Source organism: Arthrobacter sp. LjRoot14 (assembly GCF_964253905.1).
Taxonomy (GTDB): Bacteria; Actinomycetota; Actinomycetes; order Actinomycetales; family Micrococcaceae; genus Arthrobacter.
Genome location: NZ_CAXURL020000001.1, coordinates 1,164,825 through 1,184,022, shown reverse-complemented (window position 1 = coordinate 1,184,022; position 19,198 = coordinate 1,164,825). Strand labels below are relative to the sequence as shown.

Genomic DNA, 19,198 nt, shown 5'->3' with positions numbered 1-19,198 from the left:
CTATCGCTGGGGCTGCAGCTCCTTGGTCCAGAGGACGGTGCCGTTGGCGTTGCGGAGGCTGACGCTGAAGACGTCGTCCTCGGTCAGGTCCACATGGCCGAAGAACTGGTTTTCGCCGGTGCGCGGGGACTGGTTGGCGTAGGCGCCGGTCTTGTAGAAAACCCTCTCGGGGCCGAAGGTACCGTCCAGTTCGCCGGGGCCGAAACTGCCGGCGTTGATGGGGCCGGCCACGAATTCCCAGAAGGGGTCGAAGTCGGTGAACGCGGCGCGCTCGGGCGAGTAGTGGTGGGCGGCGCAGTAGTGGACGTCTGCCGTGAGCCACACCACGTTTTTAACCCGGTTGCGCTTGAACGCCGAGAGCACCCCGGCGATCTCGAGTTCCTTGCCCAAGGGGGCGCCGGCGTCGCGGTTGGCCAGGGATTCCTGGTTGACCGTGCCGTCCGGGACGACCAGGCCGAGCGGAAGGTCGGCGGAAATGACCTTCCAGGTGGCCTTGGACTTGCTGACTTCGCGGATGAGCCATTCCGCCTGTTCCTGGCCCAGGATGTGGGTGAGGTGCGTTTCCTTGCCGTCGGTGTTGGGGTCCTTGAAGGTGCGCATGTCCAAGCAGAACACGTCCAGCTGGGGGCCGCGGGAGATCTTGCGGTAGATGCGGGCGGGTTCAAAGCCGGTGCTGCCGTCGCCGATCCGGGTACTGAGGCCGGAGATCGGCTGGTATTCCTGCCAGGCCTGGCGGCCGCGGGCGGCGAGCACGTCCACGCGGCGTTCGGTGTAGCGGGAGTCGGTGATGATCTCGCCGGGGTACCAGTTGTTGTGGGTTTCGTGGTCGTCCCACTGGGCGATCACGGGCACCTCTGCGTACATCGCGCGGACGTTCCGGTCCATGAGGTTGTAGCGGTGCCGGCCGCGGAACTCGTTGAGGGTCTCGGCCACTTTGGACACTTCTTCGGTGACGAGGTTGCGCCAGATCTGCCCGTCCGGCTCGGTGACCTGGGCGGTGATGGGGCCGTCGGCGTAGATGGTGTCGCCGGAGTGGATGAAGAAGTCCGGCTTGGTGGCGTGCATGGCTGCGTAGCCGCGCATGCCGCCGATCTCCTCGTTGATGCCCCAGCCCTGGCCGGCGGTGTCGCCGGTCCAGACGAAACTCTGCTTGCGGGCTGCGCGGCCGCTGCTGATGAGTCCGGTTCCGGGGGCGGTGCTGAAGGAACCCTGCGCGGTTTCGCCGGCGTTGCCGTCGGCGTCCTCGAAGTGCAGGGTGAGCGCGAAGCGGGTGCCGGCGGGGAGGTGCTCGGCGTTGATCCGGGAGGTGAAGTCGGTGGCTTCGCTGGCGGCGCTCCCCCGCAGCACCCGCTGGAAGGCGCGGCCGCCACGGAGCGGGGCACCGTCGTCGTCCACGGCGCGCAGGCTGGCCACCAGCCGGCCCGGGCCCGACGCGCGGGACCACAGCACTCCGGAATCGGCGGTGACATCGCCGGTGGCGATGCCGGACGGGAGGGTCAGGCGGTTGCGGACCAGCGCGACGCCGGCCGGGCTCGTCGCGTGGGCGGCTGAGGTTGCGGCGGGCACGACGGCGGCAGCACCGGCGGCGGCCAGCGCACCTTTGAGGACATTACGGCGGGTGAAAGCAGTCATGCTGCCCATCGTTGCCGGGTCGGGTGAACCGATGGTGGCGGTGGCGTGAATTGCCCGTTGATCGAGCCTGTCGGGATGCCGCTGGTGCCATACTCAAAGCGTGACGACTTACTCGTTCCGCGGCGGGCTGTGGCACTATCCGGAGGAAGCCGGGTGGCATTTCATCACGCTGCCGCAGGACCTGGCGGACGAGATTAGCGACGAAGCCGCTCCCTTCCACAAGGGATTCGGTTCGGTGAAGGTCACGGCCTCGATCGCGGGAAACAGCTGGTCCACGTCGATCTTCCCGGACAGCAAGAGCGGCTCGTACCTGCTGCCGGTCAAGAAGGCCATCCGGGCCGCAGCCGGCATCCACGACGGCGATGACGTGGACGTGCAGCTCGTGCTGGAGCTGGGGCGCTGAGGCGGGAGGCCGGCAGCGATTGCCGGCCTCCCGCCGTCGTATGTTGCGGGGTTGAGCGTGCCGAACCGGGCTAGAAGCCCAGTGAAGCGTACGGCCCGCTGGGCAGGTTGCCTGCCGTCCACGGTGCCGTGGAGCGGATGTCTGGCGTGTGGCCGCGGCCGTCGGTCAGGAGAGCGCGGACGGTGACGCTGAGAACCCAGAGTCCAAGGAGCAGGATGCCGATAAATTCCATGATGTGCACCTCTTGTGAGTGTGTGCGGATTGGGTGATTTCAGTGTGTGGGGACTGCGTGTGAGCAAACGTGTGAGCCCAGCAGACGCTGGCCGGCCCTCGGCGTACCATGAGCCGTATGGCCGAGAATTGGATTCGGCTCCTCGGTCCGCCAGCGATCGAGTCCCCCGGTACAACTCCCCCGCAGCCCAGAGGCCGCAAGGCCTGGGCCGTGCTGGCCTACCTCGCGCTGCAGGCGGACGGCACCGGCCGGTCCCGCACGGCGTCACTGCTGTTTCCGGATGCCGCGGACCCGCTCGGCGCCCTGCGCTGGAACCTGTCCGAGCTGCGGCGGACGCTTGACGGCGTCACGGTGGCCGGCGATCCCCTGCGGCTGACCCTGCAGCCGCCGTGGCGCTGCGATGCGCTGGAAGTGGTGGACTCGGCCGCACGCCCCGGCGTTGATCCGCGACGCTTCGGCGGCGAGCTGCTGGAGGGGCTGTCCTTCGCCGACTCGCCAGTCTTTGATTCGTGGCTTGCGGACCAGCGCTACCGGCTGGACAACTGCGCCCAGTCCCTGCTCTACGAGGCCGCGCTGGCCGCTTTGGCTTCCGGCGCTCCCGCCGAGGCGGCGGAGCTGGCGACGCTGGCGTTGCACCGCGATCCTTTCCATGCGGACTGCAACGCCGTCCTGGTCAAGGCGCTTGTGGCTCTCGGCGAGCACCGCCGGGCCCGTGAGCACGTCACCAAGTGCGGGAACCTCTACCGCGAGGAGCTTGGCCTGCCGCTGCCTGCGGAGATCCGCCGGGCCCTGTCCAACGCTGCACCGGAGGCAGACCCGGGGATGCCGGCCACCGCGGCGACAGTGCGGTCCTATCTCGATGCCGGCGGAGCGTCACTCTCGGCGGGGGCCGTGGACCGGGGGCTGGATCAGCTGCGGCTCGCGGTGGTGCTGGCCCAGCGCAACGGCGACGGCCATTTGATCGCCGAGTCCCTCGTGACGCTGTCCGGCGCACTGATCCACCAGGCCGGCGGCCGCGGGGCGGAAGTGGCGGACTTCCTGCACCAGGCGCTGCAGGCGGAAGGGCCCGACGGCGCCTCCCGGACTGCTGCTGCCGCGTACCGCGAACTGGGGTACCTGTCTGTCCAGCGCGGTGTGCCGGACCGCGCGGCCGGGTGGCTGGACCGGGCGATGCGGGCCGCCGAGGGATTCCCGGACGAGCAGGCCAGGATCCTGGCGATCCAGGGGATGCTTGCCTCGGATACAGCACGGTATGACGATGCGGTGGCCTCGCTGACCGAGTCCGGAAGGCTGGCCAAGGCTATCGGGAACCGCAGGCAGCAGGCATTCAGCGAGGCGCTGCTTGGGCGGGTGTACCTGCTTCGCGGGGAACTGGAGCAGGCCGCTGCGTCCCTCGACCGGGCGCTGGCCCTGATAGCGGAAGAACACTGGACGGCGTTCGAGCCATTCGTCGCCGGAGTCCGCGGCGAGACCTATCTGGCAGCCGGGCAATTAGAGGAAGCCGCGGCCATGATCGACCGGTCCTGGGTGATGGCAGAGCTTGCCGGCGACCACTGCTACATGGCCCTGGCGGCGGGCGCCGAAGCGCGGCTGTTCCTCGCCCACGGCGATCTCGCGGCGGCCGAACACTGGCTTGGCCGCGGGCTCGAGCCCAAGCCGTGGTATCTCTGGTACTCGGCCCGGCTGCTGGACACGGCGGCAGAGGTTGCCCTTGCCAGTCGCTCGCCGCGGGCTCCGAAGTTCGTAGAACGCCTGGCCGAGCTGGCGGGCCGGAGCGGAATGCGGGAGTTCACGGTGCGCGCGCAGTCACATAGGGCGGTGCTCGGTGACGAAGCGGCGGCGCAGGCTGTGCCGTGGCTGGCGAAGGAGATTGGGAATCCTGCGCTGGATGCGTTCCTGGCGCAGCGGCACGGCGTCCGGTGATGGAGCTTGTCGATCGAAGCACACCCGGGTTAAACAAAAAACAGGGCCTGCCAAACGGCAGACCCTGTTTTTATAGGAAACCTAACGGTCCCGGGTATCTAAGAAATTAGATAGCCTGGATGTTGGTGGCCTGGGGACCCTTGGGGCCCTGCTCGGTTTCGAAGGAGACCTTCTGGTTCTCTTCGAGGGAGCGGAAGCCGGAGGAGTTGATCGCAGAGTAGTGTGCGAAAACGTCCTGTGAGGAGTCATCGGGGGAAATGAAGCCGAAGCCCTTTTCAGCGTTAAACCATTTGACGGTACCAGTAGCCATTATTTATGTCCTTCGTGAAGGTGGAGGAACTGTCCCGACTTTCGGGTCCTCCGGTGTGGGGTGTTCAAAACCGCTACTTCAGAAGAACGAGGACTTTCGACCCCGCGTACTGCCTGAACTACCAAATACAAACACAACAACGATCTCTACTGTACACGGGTTTTCAGAGCGGATTTACCACGGGCATCAGCGGGATGTCCGGGACGGTGATGGACCGCGGCCCATCGAACCCCTGCATGAACACCGTGACGAAGCTGAGCGACACCGTGCCGCCGGATGCGGGCAGCTGGTTCTCGAAGTTGATGGTCCCCTTGCGCTGGCCCCCGGGCGGTACTTCGGGCTGCCAACTGCTGCGGAAGGAATCAGCGTCGAACGTGGTGCCGTCCGGGCCGGTGAGGACGGCGTTGTGGAACAGCGGCAGTGACATGGAGCTACCGGTGCCGTTCCGCACATGGATCTCCACCCGGGTGAAATGTGCGGTGCTCTGGATGCTGAGGACGGTCACCGTGACGCCCTGCGTCTCCGTCGCCACCTGACGGGCCAGCCTTTGGGTGCCTTCCTCGTTCCCGGAAAAATAGCCGACGGCGTAGCTCGCCCCGGCGGCCAGCAGCCACCCGCCACCGCCGAGCAGGAGCAGCGTCACCAGCACTGTGGCGATGACCGGACGTGACCGTGGCGCAGCCTTGACGGGCGGGGATGGATATGTGGGCGCGTGCGTATTCAGTTGCCCGGGCCGCACCGGGCGCGCGGGCCGTGCCGGCTGGCCGAGGCTGGACGGGTGATACCGCCGCGGCGGTGGCTTAGGCGCCGGCTTCCCTTTGTCTTTGAGGTAATCCAGCGCCTCCCCGCCCAGGGCAACGGCCAGGCCCATCGCCGGTGTGACGAACCACGTCCAAGTGGGCGTCAGCTCGGTCAGGAAAGCGGTCAGACTGTTGCCGATCAGCCCCACCACATTGATCGCGGCGGCGAAGAGCAGCGCCGAGCCTAGCCCCTTTTTCCTTGCAGCCGCCGGGACGGTCTGGGGCCCCTCCCACCCGCCGGCTGCGGGCGGCGGTGCGCTGCCGCCGTCGTACGTCCCTTCAACAAAGCGGAGCCTGACCTGCCCGAACCGGACCTCATCGCCGTCGGTGAGTTCGGTGGGCGAGGTGATGGCGTGGCCGTTGACCCAGGTGCCGTTGCGCGAGTTTTGGTCGTCGAGGATGGTGCGGCCGTCCACCGAGGTCAGCAGCGCGTGCCGGCGGCTCACACCGGAAACGGGCAGGCGCAGCCGTGAGCCCTCGTCGCTGCCGACGGTCGTTTTGCCGTGCGGGATCACAATCCGGGTCCCCGCCGCCTCCCCGTTGACGACGACGAACGCGCTCCGTAACCCCGATGCATCCACGACTTCCCCGACCAGCCAGGAGGGCGCCGGCCCCCGAAAGGAGAAACACCGCCGCCGGCTCTGGCGGACGGCTTACTGCAAGTCTCCTCGTGGCGGGTGGGGCTGACAAGGAACGCGAAGACGGGCCTCCCCGGACTTTTGCGCGGGCCTGCGCGGGCTTCGGCGGCGTGCGGACGTTCGTGCAGGTGGTAGCCGGTCAGGTGGCTCCGGCGCTTCCGGGGCTCCGTTGCGCCTACCGCACCGCCCTGTCCGCGTTCACGCGGCCGTGTGCCCAGTACGTGCCCGTGCCGGAAATCTTGTCGGCGGTGGATTCCACATTGGCGCGGACTGATGTCTGCGTGGCACCAGGATGAGAGCTCCAGGCCAGCGCGGCCGTGGCGGCGACGATGGGCGAGGACATTGAGGTCCCGTTGCCGACGTCATATCCGAAGGAGCGGTTGTTCTGCGTCCCAAGGACGAAGCTGTGGTTCGGGAACGTCGAATAGACGTTGACTCCGGGCGCTGCGACGTCCACCCAGCTGGCTCCGTAGGTGGAGAACGACGCTTTGGCGTCGGTGTTGTCGGTTGCAGCAACGGCAATGACGTTGGCGTATGCGCCCGGGTAGATCTTGTTCTGGTTGCCGCCGTTGCCTGCTGCCGCAACGAGCACCACGCCCTTGCTCCAGGCGTTATTGACGGCAGCTTCGAGGGTCCGCGACGCCCGCACTCCGATGCTCATGTTGATCACCTTCGCGCCGTTGCTGACAGCCCAGTTAATGCCGTTCGCGAGGCCTGAGCTGGATCCGACGCCGCTGTCGTTGAGTACCTTGCCAGCCAGGATCGTGCAGCCCGGGCACACGCCCGCCACACCCATCGTGTTGTTGGCCGTGGCGGCAACGATGCCGGCGACGTGGGTGCCGTGGCCGTAGTTGTCTTCGTTGGTGGCCGCGTTGCTGTAGTTGGCGCGTGCAACAACCTTCGGGTTGATGTCGGGGTTGTCGCTGGCCACACCGGAATCTAGAACGGCGACTTTAATGCCGGTACCGGTCGTCACGGCCCACGCTTCGACTGCGTCCACATCGGCGTCCGCTGCGCCTCCGGCTACAGACAGGGTGCCGGCGGTGTTGGTGAATGACTGGCCGTTGTTTTGCAGGGCGTACTGGCGGGGGAAATACTCGTCCGACGTAGCGGCAGTGACAAGCTCGTCCGGCTCGGCATACTCAACTGCCGGGTTCCGGCTCAAGGCGTCAATGAGTTGAAGTTCTTTGCCGGCCGGTACTTTGATGAGCTGGGCACCGGTGCTGCCGATGCCCGGGCCCTCGCTGAGGCCATGCTGGCGCAGGGCGCCTGCCGCCGCGCGGGGGTCGCGGAATTTCACCATGATCTGGCCCGCGACAGGTGACGGCTCGGCGGCCGCGGTGCTCGGGAGCGCCAACGTGATGGTGCCAAACACCATCACTAGCGCTGCGAAACTGGCAATAGCAATTCTTTTCATGTGGTTATCTTGCTTCAACCTGCACTGGCTGGATAGAGGCAGAGGTCAAGACAACAAATGGGTCTTTCGCTCGACGCCGGCGCTTAGCCGCCCCGCCCTTCGGGATTACTTCCTGCATGCTGCGAAGAGGTGGCTGAGCCTGCCAAAACCCGGTGGTTCAATGGTCCGGCTCCTGCGCGAAGAACCGCAAGGCCCTGTCGGCAAGGAGTTCAGGCCGGTGGTCAGCGAGGAAATGCCCCTCACCGGGCAAAATCTCTGTGGTCACATTGCCGCCGCGTCCTGGGCGATGGCCCATCCCCTGCAGGGTCCCGGATGGTTCCATGGCTCCGGTGAGGACGAGGGTCCGCACGGCAAAATCGCGTCTGGCGTAAGCGCCGAAGATAATGCCCATGAACGCCGGGAGGATCGTGGCACGATATACGGCCGAGCCTGCCAAGGCCCTCTCGCGCTGGGCCATTGCCGCGTAGTAGAGCTGGATGTCCTCCTCTTTCACTCCGCCAGCAGGCTCGAAGGCCGTGAAGAGGTGCCGCACAACTTTCTCGTTCTGCTGCACGCGCGGACCAATCCCCGGAGCCGCGATCGCGAAGGCGTGCCACAGCTTGGGGAAGAGTCCCAGCAGCCGGGCGTTTGGCCTAATGTGCACATCAGGGGTGCCCGTGACAACGAGGGCCTCCACCAGGTCGGGCCGGTCCATGGCCAGTTGCTGGCCGATGATGGCGCCCCAGTCGTGGGTCAGGAGCCGCGCCCGCGTGATATCCAGTGTGGCCATGAGATGGATGATGTCATCGACGAGAGTGCGCGCGTCGTAGCCTTTGGCGGGGGCGCCGGTCCAGCCGAAGCCGCGCTGGTCCACGGCGATCACCCTGTAGTGCTCGGCCAGGCGGGGGATGACGCCGTGCCACTCCCACCAGTTTTGCGGGAATCCATGCAGCAGGAGAAGCGGCTGCCCCTGCCCCGCCTCCGCTATGTGCATCCGTAGCCCACGCACATCTATCCATCGGTGGGTCACGCCCGCAAGGTGCGGCATGGCAATTCCGGCAACGACGCCGTCCAGCCCTTCCATGCACTCAAAATACTACGTCCGTAGCGGGCACCCAAGGGCTCCACTTCGAACCAGTGTTTTCTCTCGAGGGCACGTACGACACCGATGTGCAGCGTCCGCTGCTCGATGGCCGGGCGCAGTTCCGGAGACACTCGTTGAAGCCCAAATCTCCGGCCACCGTCGCGCCTGCGGCGAGTGCCGCCGTCGTAATAGCAACATCCGGCGGACGACTGGTCCAAGACGGGCATTACTTGAGGCTGAGCACCTCGTCGATCGGGCGGCCGTTGACGAACACCCGGGCGCTCGTGGCCCCGGCCGCGGTCATGGCGGTGTACTCCAGCTGTGCCTTGGCGCGCGGGATGTCGCACACGCCGCCCAGCATGAACTGCCCGGTGAGGTAGATGGTGATCGTGCTGCCGTCCAGCTCCCCGCCGACGTAGCTGAGGTTCGACTGGTACAGGACGTTCACGAGCCCAGACAGTCCGACGTCGCGGCTCTTGTTCGCGAGCAGGGTCCCGACGCTGGGGCCCACCTGGTCCGTGAAGCGGACCGGGGCGGTGGTCGTAGCGACCAGGCTGTCGCCGCAGCCGATCCTGGGCCCGGATACGCCGTTGTCATCGATGGCGACGTAGTAGATGGTCAGCGGGGCCACCTGCTCCGGGAGCCCCGGCGGAGTAGGTTCCTGCGTCGCCGGCGGACTCACGGGAGCGGACGACGGCGGAGCGGACGACGGCGGGGCAGTCGCCGTCGTCGTCGGGGTGACCGACGGGCTGGCTGTCGTGGTCGGTGCGGCTGAGCTGCTCGTGGGCGACGACGTCGTGGTCGACGTTGTAGTCGGGGCGGCGGAGCTGCTCGTGGGCGCCGGGGCGGGCGGGCCGAAACAGCCCGAAAGCGAGAACAGGGCGCAGACCCCGAGAACGCTGAATGCCGTAAGCCTGGGCCTGGTCATGGTGCCCCCTTTGGTGCGGGCCCAGCATTTTCGGAGCCCTGCTTCAACCTACGCCGGAGCCGCCATCCACAACAGGGGCTTAAGTCCGATGTCAAGGCAGCTCCGTCCGACCGGCCGCCGGACTATCGGGTCAGCTTGCCGGTTTCCGCGATGCTCCCCCGGCCCGCTCCTTCCTCCGGAGTACGTACCTCGCGGTGAGGGCTGCAAGAAGGCCGGCGAGAGTCACTAGTTGCACTTCGTCAAAGGACAACCCGTCAATGTTCGGCTGCAATTCCGCTTCCGTTGCCCAGCCGAACCAGACTTCGCTGACCAGTATCCCCGCAAGGAAATAGGCGGCAGCCGAGTAGAGCCACAGCCAGCGCGTCATGCGTCTCCCGACGATCAGACGGGCCACCAGGCCGAAGGCCAGCGCCATGACCGCAAGCAGTGCCAAACCTGCAATTCCCAGGTCCCATCGCGCCACCGCCGACCACCTCCCTGACCCTCTTCCTGCCATGAGTCTCCTCGTTCGGGCTTCCCGAATGTAGAGGCGATGGGCCCCGATTCCCGCCGATCCGCGGCAGGAAGTGAGAGAGCGTCCGGCGAAAAGACGCCGGAAGTGAGAGAGCGTCCGGCGAAAAGACACCAAAAGTGAGAGAGCGTCCGTTGGGAGGGGGCCAAAAGTGAGAGAGCGTTGGACGGGGCTAGAGGGACGCTCCTCCGCAGATGACGTAGTTCTGGCCCGTGATCGACTTCCCGTGCGGGCCCAGCAGGAACGCGGCCAGGACGGCCACGTCCTCGGGGTCCACCAGGGCGCCGAGCGCCGGCATCCGCACGGGGGTGGCTGCCCGGCCGGGGTCGTTCAGCATCGGGGTGTCGGTCGGGCCGGGGGAGAGCACGTTGACGGTGATCCCCCGCGGCGCGAGTTCCTGCGCCCACGTCCGGCCCAGCCCCATCAACGCAGCTTTGGTGGCGGCGTAATGACTCTTGCCCGGCGTCCCGGTGGAGGTGCGGCTGCCCAGGAGCAGCACCCTCCCGCCGTCGGGCATGGACGGCACCAGGGCATTGGCCAGGACTGACGCCGCCGCCACGTGGACGGCGAACATGCCAGAAAGGGCCGAAGGTTCCAGCTCACCCAAGGGAGCGGTCCGCTGAAACCCGGCGGCGTGGACCAGGGCGTCGGCCGGCCCGATGGCCTCGACCACGCTTCCCAACGATTCCGGCTCAGAGAGATCAGCCTGCAGCCACCGAAAGCCCTCCCCCAAAGATGACTCGCTGCGGCTCAGGCCGGTCACCCGCCACCCGTCGGCGAGCAACCGCTCGGCGATCGCCTTGCCGATCCCCGAGCTCGTGCCGGTGACAACGGCGTGCTTCGTCATTCGTCCCCGCCCGGAGTGGTGGTTCCCTCGTACGCCCACTGCGGGTCCACCCGGACGAACTTGATGGCCTGCCGGAAGTACGTATACGCGATGTTCAGGGAACCGTCCGGCCCCTGGTGGATGGACGGGTAGGAGTACTCGCGGTTGAGCCCGTCGCGGGAATTGTTGGACAGGCAGTACCCGTCCCCCACGTCCAGGTTCCGGCGGATGGGCCACGAACGGCCCGAGTCCTCGGAGATCGCCAGCGTCATCGGCGAGCGCGGCGTCCCCCAGAACGCCTTCCGCGAACCGTCGTCCTCGGAGAAGGCAGCAGCATCCGGCTCGGCGACCTGCCCTTGTTCCTCGGCCAGGCCGTCGTCGTCAATTTCGTCGTAGAGCGAGAGGCGCCGCTCAGTCGAGGCCTCGGCCCGGCTGTGGTTGTACACGAGCGCCAGGCGGCCGTCGGCGAGCGCGGTGAACTGGATGGAGGAGTTGTTGTTGGGCAGCTCGGTGGGGACCGGCTCGCTCCAGGTGGAGCCGTCGTCGGTAGAGCGGGATTCGTAGATCGAGTCCGCCCAGCGGCTGCGGAACAGGGCCAGCAGGGTGCCGTCGGCCACCGGCTGGATGTTCATGTGGACGCAGCCCAGGCTCCCCGGCAGGACGTGCTCGGTCCAGGTGGCGCCGGCGTCGTCGGAGATCATCACGGCGCTGTCGTCGCTGTTGCCCACCCACTTCTCCCCCGGTGTGGTGATGCACCGGAAGATCGGGACGATCAGTCGGCCGGACGGCAGCACCACCGGGAGCTGCCGGACAAACACGCCGCCGGTTTCGTTTGCTGGGAACAGCGTTTCCACCTCACCCCAGGTGCGGCCGCCGTCCGTGGACGTACGACGGCGGACCTCGGCGGTGTCCTGGTTGCCCGCCTTCTGCGCGGTGTACAGCAGCCACAAGGCGCCATTTGGCGCGGTGAACAGGATGGGGTTCTGCTCGGAGCGGGTGGAATCGTCGGAGAGCTGCTGCGGTGCGGACCACTGGTTGCTGCCCGGTTCCAGGGTGGAGAACCAGATGGAGATGTCCGGCACGCCTTCCTGGGTGCCGCCGAACCAGACGCAGCCCAGCCGGCCGTCGGGCAGGGTGAGGAGGTTGGCGGCGTGGCTCTGCACGGTGGGCGCCGGGAGGTAGGCGAAGTCCGCGCCGTCCGCCCGCTTCACGGTCCCGTCCGGGGTGATGGTGCCGTAGGCATCCTTGATGGTGTTCTGCATGGTTCAGTCCTCTTTGGTTCCGGCATCGGAGCGGGCGGCGTCGAGGTGGGCCTTGGCGATCTGTTCCAGGTGCGTCAGGTCCGAAGCGACCGTGGTGAAGGTGTAGCCCTGGCTCAGCCGGAGGGCAGCCACCTCCCCCGCCGGGGTGTGGATGCCGGCGGCGATGCCCGCGGAGGCTGCGGCCTCGGCGATGGTCTCCAGCGCGGCGTTGAACTCGGTTTCGATGGCCGGGTCCCCCGGGAAGGCCCCGCCCACGGCGATGGCCAGGTCCGACGGTCCAACATAGATGCCGTCCAGCCCCGGGGTGGCACAGATTTCCTTGACGTTGGCCAGGCCGTCCGGCGTCTCGATCATGGCGAACACCAGGGTGGCGGCGTTGGCCTCGGCGGGCACCGGCCCGATCCGCAGGGCTGAGCGCATGGGCCCGTAGGAGCGGCCGCCCATGGGCGGGTACTTGGCGGCGGCCACTGCGGCGGCTGCGTCGGCGGCCGTGTTGACCAGCGGAACGATGACGCCCACGGCGCCGGCGTCCAGGGCCTTGCCGATGGCGGTCATGTTGTTGTCCTCCACCCGGACCATGCCGACGGCGGTGTGCCCGGCGTCGATGGCCATGAGCCCGTTCAGCACGCCCGAGTAGCCGAGCAGTCCGTGCTGGGCGTCCAGGGCCACGTAGTCATAGCCCAGCCGGCCGATGCGTTCGGTGGCCACGGGCGCGTCCAAAACTGCCCAGTAGCCCACCGCCTGTTCCCGGGCGCGGATCTTGCGGGCGAATTCGAGGGCCAGTTCGGATGTCATCAGAGTCCTTCAGTTTCGGTGATCGGTTCAGGAAGCATGTAAGCGTCAGCGGTTGTAGGCGGGCATGGGGCCGCGGAGTCCGGTGCCCACGGCGTCGCAGGCGTCCACGACGTCGGCCGGCAGCGGTCCGTTGGCCACGGCGGCGATATTGGCGCGGAGCTGTTCCACCTTGGAACCGCCCAGCAGCATGGAGCCCACGCCCTCCCGGTAGGCAAGCCAGCGCAAGGACAGCTCGGCCAGCGTGATCCCAGCACCGTCGGCGATGCGGGCGAGTTCCCCGATGGCGTCGAAGAGCTGCCGGTCCCAGTAGCGCTGGGTGTACATGGCGGCCAGCTTGGAGTCGCCGTAGCGGCCCTCGGTGGGCTTGGCGTCGAAGCTGTGCTTGCCGGTGAGCAGCCCGCCGCCCAGCGGGTTGTAAACCATGGTGTGGACGTTGTGGGTGGCGGCGAATTCGAGGTATTCCTCTTCCACCCGTCGCGCCACCAGGTTGTAGAGCTGCTGCGCGACGACCGGCCGCGGCGCCCCCACTTCACGGGCGGTGTGGATGACGTCCGCAATCTGCCAGGCGGCGAAGTTGGAGACGCCCAGCGCGCCGATCTTCCCTTCGGCAAACAGCTCGGCCACCGTGGCCAGCGTGTCCTGCAGGGGTGTGAGGCGGTCCGGCTGGTGCAGGTAGAACAGGTCGATGCTGTCCACGCCGAGCCGGCGGAGGCTGCCTTCCACACTGTTGCGCAACCCGGCCGGGGACAGCGGCGAGTGCTCGCCGTGGTCCGGGTGCGGCATACCCGCCTTGGACGCCAAAACAATCTCGCCGCGCCGTCCCTTGAGGAGGCGGGACAGCATTTCCTCGGTGGTTCCCCCGACGTAGGCGTTGGCGGTGTCGATCGTGGTGATGCCGGCGTCGAGCGCTTCCTCCACCATCCGCCCCGCGGTGGCCTCATCGACCGTGTCGCCGAACGTCATGGTTCCCAGGACCAGCCGGGAGATGGGGAGTTTCAGGCCGTCCACCTGGGCGCCTTCGGGCTGCTTGCTCATGCGTTGATTCCTTGCGGTTGCGTTTGTCAGAAAGTACAGAAGGCTCAGTTCGATTGCCCGCTGAGCGCCAGGGAGCGGACCAGGTGCCGCGGCTTCAGGCCCGTCATGGTGGAGGGGTCCAGAGCGGCGCGGCGGAGTTTGCGGGTGTAGTCCTCCTTGGGGGCGGTCAGGACGGACGCGGTGGAGCCGTATTCCACGAGCTTGCCGCGCTGCATCACCATGACGCTATCGCTGATTTCCTGCACCACGCCCAGGTTGTGCGAGATGAACACGTAGGTGATTCCGGTTTCGTCCTGGATGGATTTCAGCAGCCGCAGCACCTGCGCCTGCACGGAGACGTCCAGTGCGCTGGTGGCTTCGTCGCAGACCAGCAGTTCCGGCTTGGACGCCAGGGCCCGGGCTATCCCGATCCGCTGGCGCTGGCCGCCGGAAAACTCGGAGGGGTGCTTGTCCAGGGACGCAACGGGCAGGCCCACCTGGTCGATCAGCTTGGCGGCCTCCTTGTGGCGCTCCGCCTTGGACCCGACGCCCTGCAGCTTCAGCGGCTCGGCCACGATCTCCTGCGCCGTCATGTGCGGGTCCAGCGAACCGTAGGGGTCCTGGAACACCATCTGGAACTTGGACCGCATGGGCCGCAGCTTCGCCTCGCTCATCGAAGCGATGTCCGTGCCGTCCAGCTCGATACGCCCGCTGGTGGGGGTGACCAGCCGCATCAGTGCCTTGGCAATGGTGGATTTGCCGCAGCCGGATTCACCCACGACGGCGATCGTCTTGCCTTTGTCCACGGAGAACGAGACGTCGTCAACGGCCCGGAAGGTGCCGCCGGGCACGTGGTAGTCCACCACGAGGTTTTCGACGGCGAGGAACGGCTTCGTCATGGCTTTGCTCCAGTTGTGGTCAGGGGTGTGGCGGCGGGGGTTTCGTCCCACGGGCCCAGGACGGGCACGGCGGCCAGCAGGGCCCGGGTGTACTCGGTGGCGGGGTGGTCCACGATCTGCTGGACGTCGCCGGACTCCACGAACCGTCCGTCCTTCATCACGTGGATGCGGTCCGAGATGAGCCGGGCCACGCCCAGATCGTGCGTGATCATCAGGATGCCGATGCCGCGCTGTTCCTGCAGTTCCAGCAGCAGGTCCAGGATGCCGCCCTGCACCGTGACGTCCAGGGCCGACGTCGGCTCGTCCGCCACCAGCAGCTGCGGCTCGCTGGCCAGGGCAATGGCGATCAGCACGCGTTGCAGCATGCCGCCGGAGAGCTGGTGCGGGTACTTCTTCAGCTGCTTCTCCGGGGTGGGGATGTGCACCTGTTCCAGCAGCCGGACGGCCCGTGCCTGCAGCGCACCCTTGTCCTTGGCGGAGGCGGCACCGGCGATCCGGATGGCCTCGAAGAGCTGGCTGCCGATCGAGTGCACCGGGCTCAGCGCCGTCATGGGGTCCTGCGGGATCAGCGCCAGGGTCTTGCCGCGCACCTTGTCGATGGCTTTGGGATCGGCGGTGACGTCGACGCCGTCGATCAGCACGGTGCCGGACAGCACCGCCAGGTCCTCGGGCAGCAGGCGGAGGATGCCCATCGCCGTCGTGGATTTACCGGAACCGGACTCACCGATGATGGTGACCGTCTCTCCCCGGTGGATGCTGAAGCTGACCGAGTCAACGGCGCGGATGATGCCGGCGTCGGTGATCAGTTCCACCTGGAAGTCGCGGACCTCCAGGAGCGGCTGCTCGGTGAAGGCGGGCTGCCCGGCGGGTGCGGGCTGCGCCCGGCGGCCGGGAGCGGAAGCGGGAGTTTGTGCGGTCATGTCAGGCACCCTTCTTCTTGCGGCGGGGACGGTCGCGGAGGCCGTCGCCCAGCAGGTTGACGCCCACCACCATGAGGACGATCACCAGGCCGGGCAGGGTGACCATCCACCAGGAGGTGGTGATGTAGTCCTGGCCGTCGGAGATGATGCGGCCCCAGGTGGCGAAGGGGCGCTGCGGGCCGGCACCGAGGAAGCTCAGCGCGGACTCGAGCAGCACGGCCTGGGCCAGCAGGAGCAGCACCACCAGGGTGGCCTGCTTGATCACGTTGGGGATGATGTGCTGGATGAGGATCTGGATCCGGTGCAGGCCCAGGATCCGGGCGGCGGAGACGTAGGGCTTTTCGCGTTCCACCAGCACCATGGAGCGGGTGAGGCGGGCTACTTCGGGCCATTGGGCGATGGCGATCACGAAGGTGATCACCGGGATGGAGGGGCCGAACAGGGCCACCACCAGCAGCAGCATCATGAGCAGCGGCAAGGACATCTGCGCTTCGAGGAGGCGGGAGACGATGGTGTCCACCCAGCCGCCGAAGTAGCCGGCGGCCGCGCCGAGGATGATGCCGATGGCGCCGGAGACCAGCACGGCCAGCAGGCCGATGGTCAGCGAGACCTGGCCGCCGTGCAGCACCCGGGAGAGGAGGTCGCGGCCCAGCTGGTCGGTGCCGAAGAGGTGCCCGTCCGTGAACGGCGGCAGGCGCCGGGCGGAGAGGTCCTGGAAGTTGGCGTCCGGCAGGGGCAGGACCTGGGCCAGGATGATCGGGATGATCACCAGCAGGGTGCAGACCGTGCCGACGATGAGCTTCCATTTGGCGGCTTTACGACGGCGGGTGGCGCCGGCGGCGGCGATGTCCGCCTTGGTGACGGCGCTGGGGCTCGGCTGCCGGGCCGGCTGCGCTGCTTTTCCGGCGCCGCCGGAAGAACCTGCGGGGGTTGCGGTGTCGAGGCTCATGCTGTTGCCGCCTTTCCAAGACGAACGCGGGGATCAAGGAGCGGGTAGGCGAGGTCGATCAGCAGCTGGACGCCCACGGCCAGCAATGCGGTGAGGAGGACCGTTGCCTGGATGAGGGGGTAGTCGCGGGTTTCGAGGGCCCGGACGATCAGGGAGCCGACGCCGGGCCAGGCGAACACCACTTCCACCACCACCACGCCGTTGAGCATGGCGGCGAAGCGGGTGCCCAGGGCGGTGAACACGGGGATGGCGGAGTTGCCCATGGCGTAGCGCCAGGTGAGCACCGAGTTCCTGACGCCGCGGGAGCGGGCCACGGTGAGGTACGGGGCGGCGAAGTTGGCGGTCATTTCGCGCCGGACCATCCGGGAGATCAGGGCGATCTGCAGGATGGCGATGGTGATGGTGGGGAGCACCAGCCCGCCCCAGGTGGCGAAGCCGGAGGCCGGGAAGATAGGGATCAGCACGGCGAAGCCGGTGAGGAGCATGATGCCGGTCCAGAAGTCCGGCATGGACTGCCCGGCGATGGTCAGCACGTTCACGCCGAGTTCCTTGCCGGTGTCCGGGCGGCGGGACATCCACACGCCCAGCGGGATGGCCACGACGGCGGTGAGCAGGATGGACGCGGTGGCCAGGGTCAGCGTGTACGGCATCCGCTCGGCCACCACCTGCATGGCGGGAGCCTGAAAGGAGTAGGAGTGGCCCAGGTTGCCGGTGAACAGCTGCTGCAGGAAGATCCAGTACTGCTCCAGCACCGGCTTGTTCAGGCCGAACTGTTCCCGGACGGCGTCGAGCTGTTCGGTGGTGGCCAGCGGCCCGGCGTAGGAGACGGCAGGATCGCCGGGGGCCATGCGGATCAGGACAAAGACGGTGGAGACCGTGAGGAACACGGTCAGCAGGCCCTGTCCCAGGCGCTTCAGGATGTAGTTCGTCATGGCTTAGGCCTCCAGCCGTGCATCAACGAGGGGGTAGGAGTTGGTGGGTGCCAGGTTGATGTTGGACACCCGCTCCCGGTGGGCGAGGACGGATTTGGGCACGAACGCCCAGGCGCAGGGCCAGGTGTCCCAGATGGCCTGCTGTGCCACGGCCAGCAGCTCCTGCCGGCGGGCCGGATCCACTTCGGAGGAGGCGGCCTGGATCTTGGCCTGCACCTCCGGGACTACGTAGCCCTGGTAGGTGTCACGGGTCTTTTCCTTTTCCGGGGTGCCGGCGTACATGCCCTGCATCATGGTGATGGCCAGGCCGGTGGGGCTGCTGAAGCCGTTGCCCAACAGGTCCCAGTCGCCCTGCTTGCCCTGGCGCCAGGCCAGGATGTTGCCGCCGGGTTCGAACTGCTGCAGCTCGGTCTTCACGCCGATGGCGCCGAACATCTCCACCAGCGCCTCCATCACGGAGGTGTCGGACGCGAACTCGCCGGTTTCCCAGATGATCTTGAGGGTGAGGTCCTTGACGCCGAGCTCAGCGAGCCGGGCCTTGGCCTTCGCCGGATCGTAGGTGTAAGTGCCGGTCTTGTGGTAGCCGGTGAGGCTGGACGGCGTGACGCCTTCGGCCGCGCTGACGGAGTCCACCAGCACGTCCTTCACCAGTGCCTCGCCGTCGATCGCCCAGCTGAGGGCTTCGCGGACGCGGACGTCGGCCAGCGGGTGGCCGGCGGGCTTGCGGAAGTTGTAGAAGATCTGGTTCAGCCGGAGGCTGGAGGCTTCCTTGAGTTCGACGCCGGGAAGTCCGGCGAGCTGTTCACGCGAGTCGGGCGTGATGGAGTCGATGATGTCCACCTCGCCGCTGCGCAACGCGATGACGCGACTGGATTCCTCGGGGAGGAACCGGACTTCCACGTTCTCCACCTGCGGTGCCGGGCCCCAGTAGTTCGGATTGCGCTGCAGGCTGTAGGTGCCGGCCCCGCGGTTGAACTTGGTGACCACGTAGGGGCCGGTGCCCAGGCCTTCCTGCAGTTCCTCCGGCTTGTTCTGCGCGGCGGGGGTAATCAGGATCATGCTCATGAGCGAGTCCAGGATGGGGACGGGCTTCTTGGACACCATCTTGAAGGTGCGGTCATCCACCGGCACCACGGCGGGAAATTCAGGGAAGAAGCCGGCCACGAAGGAGCCCTGCACCTGCTGGTACATCTTCAGGGCGGTGGCCACGTCCTCGATCTTGACGGGGCTGCCGTCCGAGTAGCGGATGCCTTCGCGGAGCCGGACGGTCCATTCGGTGGGGCCGGTCATCTCAAAGCGGTCCGCGAGGACCAGGACGGGCTTGGTTTCGGGGCCGATAGCGGTGAGGCCCTGGCGGACGGAGCGCTGCACGGTGACGGCGGCGTCGAACTGGTTGAGCTTGTTGTCCAGGCTGACCAGGGACCGGTTGAGGGCCAGGGTCAGGGTGCTGGGTCCCGGCAGGCCGGTGGGGCCGGCGCAGCCGGCGAGGCTGCCTGTGCCCAGCAGAAACCCGGCCGCGGCGCCGAACTGCAGGAGGCGGCGGCGGGAAATCTCACTTCCTTGAGGAAGAACGGTCATCGTTGACCTCTCGGTTTGTACGTTGACGGCGGCCTGCCGATTGGCTGCGCCGAATGTTGTCTCCATCACTTTGCCACTCCTGCGCAATTTGCGCAACCCTGCTAGCGCGATTCGCGCAACCGTGTCAGAATGAATGCATCCCCGCACCTGGCGGGGTCCAATCATT

General features: G+C 67.3%; 20 protein-coding genes. 2 read left to right on the top strand and 18 right to left on the bottom strand.

All coding sequences use genetic code 11. The annotated features are described in order from the left end of the window. Positions 1-1,641, bottom strand: a complete 1,641-nt coding sequence (locus tag ACSQ12_RS05485; protein ID WP_436064646.1) for an alkaline phosphatase D family protein — start codon at positions 1,639-1,641, stop codon at positions 1-3. Between the two features lie 91 nt (positions 1,642-1,732). Between ACSQ12_RS05485 and ACSQ12_RS05480 the strand changes: the two genes are divergently transcribed. Next, positions 1,733-2,035: a DUF1905 domain-containing protein gene (locus ACSQ12_RS05480; protein WP_436064645.1), complete on the top strand. Its 303-nt coding sequence runs from the start codon at positions 1,733-1,735 to the stop codon at positions 2,033-2,035. Between the two features lie 70 nt (positions 2,036-2,105). On the opposite strand, the gene ACSQ12_RS05475 is transcribed toward ACSQ12_RS05480, so the two are convergent. Next, the gene (locus tag ACSQ12_RS05475) at positions 2,106-2,267 is read right to left on the bottom strand and encodes a hypothetical protein (RefSeq protein ID WP_436064644.1); all 162 of its coding nucleotides are present in this window, start codon (positions 2,265-2,267) and stop codon (positions 2,106-2,108) included. A 117-nt stretch (positions 2,268-2,384) separates the two neighbouring features. Here ACSQ12_RS05475 and ACSQ12_RS05470 point away from each other — a divergent pair, with 117 nt between their 5' ends. Then, the gene (locus tag ACSQ12_RS05470) at positions 2,385-4,190 is read left to right on the top strand and encodes an SARP family transcriptional regulator (protein ID WP_436064643.1); all 1,806 of its coding nucleotides are present in this window, start codon (positions 2,385-2,387) and stop codon (positions 4,188-4,190) included. 106 nt (positions 4,191-4,296) lie between these two features. Here ACSQ12_RS05470 and ACSQ12_RS05465 read toward each other — a convergent pair whose 3' ends face one another. From ACSQ12_RS05465 to ACSQ12_RS05390, 16 genes are all read right to left on the bottom strand, one after another. Further along, a complete protein-coding gene (locus tag ACSQ12_RS05465; protein ID WP_011690916.1) occupies positions 4,297-4,500 on the bottom strand; it encodes a cold-shock protein in 204 nt (67 codons plus the stop codon). A gap of 163 nt (positions 4,501-4,663) precedes the next feature. Further along, entirely contained in the window at positions 4,664-5,881 is a 1,218-nt protein-coding gene (locus ACSQ12_RS05460; protein ID WP_436064642.1) for an FHA domain-containing protein, read from the bottom strand. A 232-nt stretch (positions 5,882-6,113) separates the two neighbouring features. Next, the gene (locus ACSQ12_RS05455) at positions 6,114-7,355 is read right to left on the bottom strand and encodes a S8 family serine peptidase (RefSeq protein WP_436064641.1); all 1,242 of its coding nucleotides are present in this window, start codon (positions 7,353-7,355) and stop codon (positions 6,114-6,116) included. 157 nt (positions 7,356-7,512) lie between these two features. Then, complete coding sequence (locus ACSQ12_RS05450; protein WP_436064640.1) at positions 7,513-8,418, bottom strand: alpha/beta fold hydrolase; 906 nt, start codon at positions 8,416-8,418, stop codon at positions 7,513-7,515. A 226-nt stretch (positions 8,419-8,644) separates the two neighbouring features. After that, positions 8,645-9,049 carry a hypothetical protein gene (locus tag ACSQ12_RS05445; RefSeq protein WP_436064639.1) on the bottom strand — a complete coding sequence of 135 codons (405 nt, stop codon included), beginning with the start codon at positions 9,047-9,049 and terminating at the stop codon, positions 8,645-8,647. Beyond that, positions 9,012-9,374 (bottom strand): hypothetical protein, encoded by a 363-nt coding sequence (locus ACSQ12_RS05440; RefSeq protein WP_436064638.1) that lies wholly within the window; start codon positions 9,372-9,374, stop codon positions 9,012-9,014. Before ACSQ12_RS05440 ends, ACSQ12_RS05445 begins: the two co-directional genes overlap by 38 nt. Before the next feature lie 102 nt (positions 9,375-9,476). Next, positions 9,477-9,809, bottom strand: a complete 333-nt coding sequence (locus tag ACSQ12_RS05435) for a hypothetical protein (RefSeq protein ID WP_436064637.1) — start codon at positions 9,807-9,809, stop codon at positions 9,477-9,479. A 220-nt stretch (positions 9,810-10,029) separates the two neighbouring features. Beyond that, a complete protein-coding gene (locus ACSQ12_RS05430; RefSeq protein WP_436064636.1) occupies positions 10,030-10,704 on the bottom strand; it encodes an SDR family NAD(P)-dependent oxidoreductase in 675 nt (224 codons plus the stop codon). Beyond that, positions 10,701-11,945, bottom strand: coding sequence for a sialidase family protein (locus ACSQ12_RS05425; protein ID WP_436064635.1), 1,245 nt, complete (start codon positions 11,943-11,945; stop codon positions 10,701-10,703). Before ACSQ12_RS05425 ends, ACSQ12_RS05430 begins: the two co-directional genes overlap by 4 nt. A gap of 3 nt (positions 11,946-11,948) precedes the next feature. After that, positions 11,949-12,740 (bottom strand): HpcH/HpaI aldolase family protein, encoded by a 792-nt coding sequence (locus ACSQ12_RS05420; RefSeq protein WP_436064634.1) that lies wholly within the window; start codon positions 12,738-12,740, stop codon positions 11,949-11,951. A gap of 45 nt (positions 12,741-12,785) precedes the next feature. Then, entirely contained in the window at positions 12,786-13,775 is a 990-nt protein-coding gene (locus ACSQ12_RS05415) for an aldo/keto reductase (RefSeq protein WP_436064633.1), read from the bottom strand. A 44-nt stretch (positions 13,776-13,819) separates the two neighbouring features. Next, positions 13,820-14,653, bottom strand: coding sequence for an ATP-binding cassette domain-containing protein (locus ACSQ12_RS05410; protein ID WP_436064632.1), 834 nt, complete (start codon positions 14,651-14,653; stop codon positions 13,820-13,822). Next, a complete protein-coding gene (locus ACSQ12_RS05405) occupies positions 14,650-15,573 on the bottom strand; it encodes an ABC transporter ATP-binding protein (RefSeq protein ID WP_436064631.1) in 924 nt (307 codons plus the stop codon). Before ACSQ12_RS05405 ends, ACSQ12_RS05410 begins: the two co-directional genes overlap by 4 nt. A gap of 1 nt (position 15,574) precedes the next feature. Then, positions 15,575-16,522, bottom strand: coding sequence for an ABC transporter permease (locus tag ACSQ12_RS05400; protein WP_317783195.1), 948 nt, complete (start codon positions 16,520-16,522; stop codon positions 15,575-15,577). Then, positions 16,519-17,454: an ABC transporter permease gene (locus ACSQ12_RS05395; protein ID WP_436064630.1), complete on the bottom strand. Its 936-nt coding sequence runs from the start codon at positions 17,452-17,454 to the stop codon at positions 16,519-16,521. The genes ACSQ12_RS05400 and ACSQ12_RS05395 overlap by 4 nt, the downstream gene beginning before the upstream one ends. 3 nt (positions 17,455-17,457) lie before the next feature. After that, complete coding sequence (locus tag ACSQ12_RS05390; protein WP_436066939.1) at positions 17,458-19,098, bottom strand: ABC transporter substrate-binding protein; 1,641 nt, start codon at positions 19,096-19,098, stop codon at positions 17,458-17,460. Between the last annotated feature and the right edge of the window lie 100 nt (positions 19,099-19,198).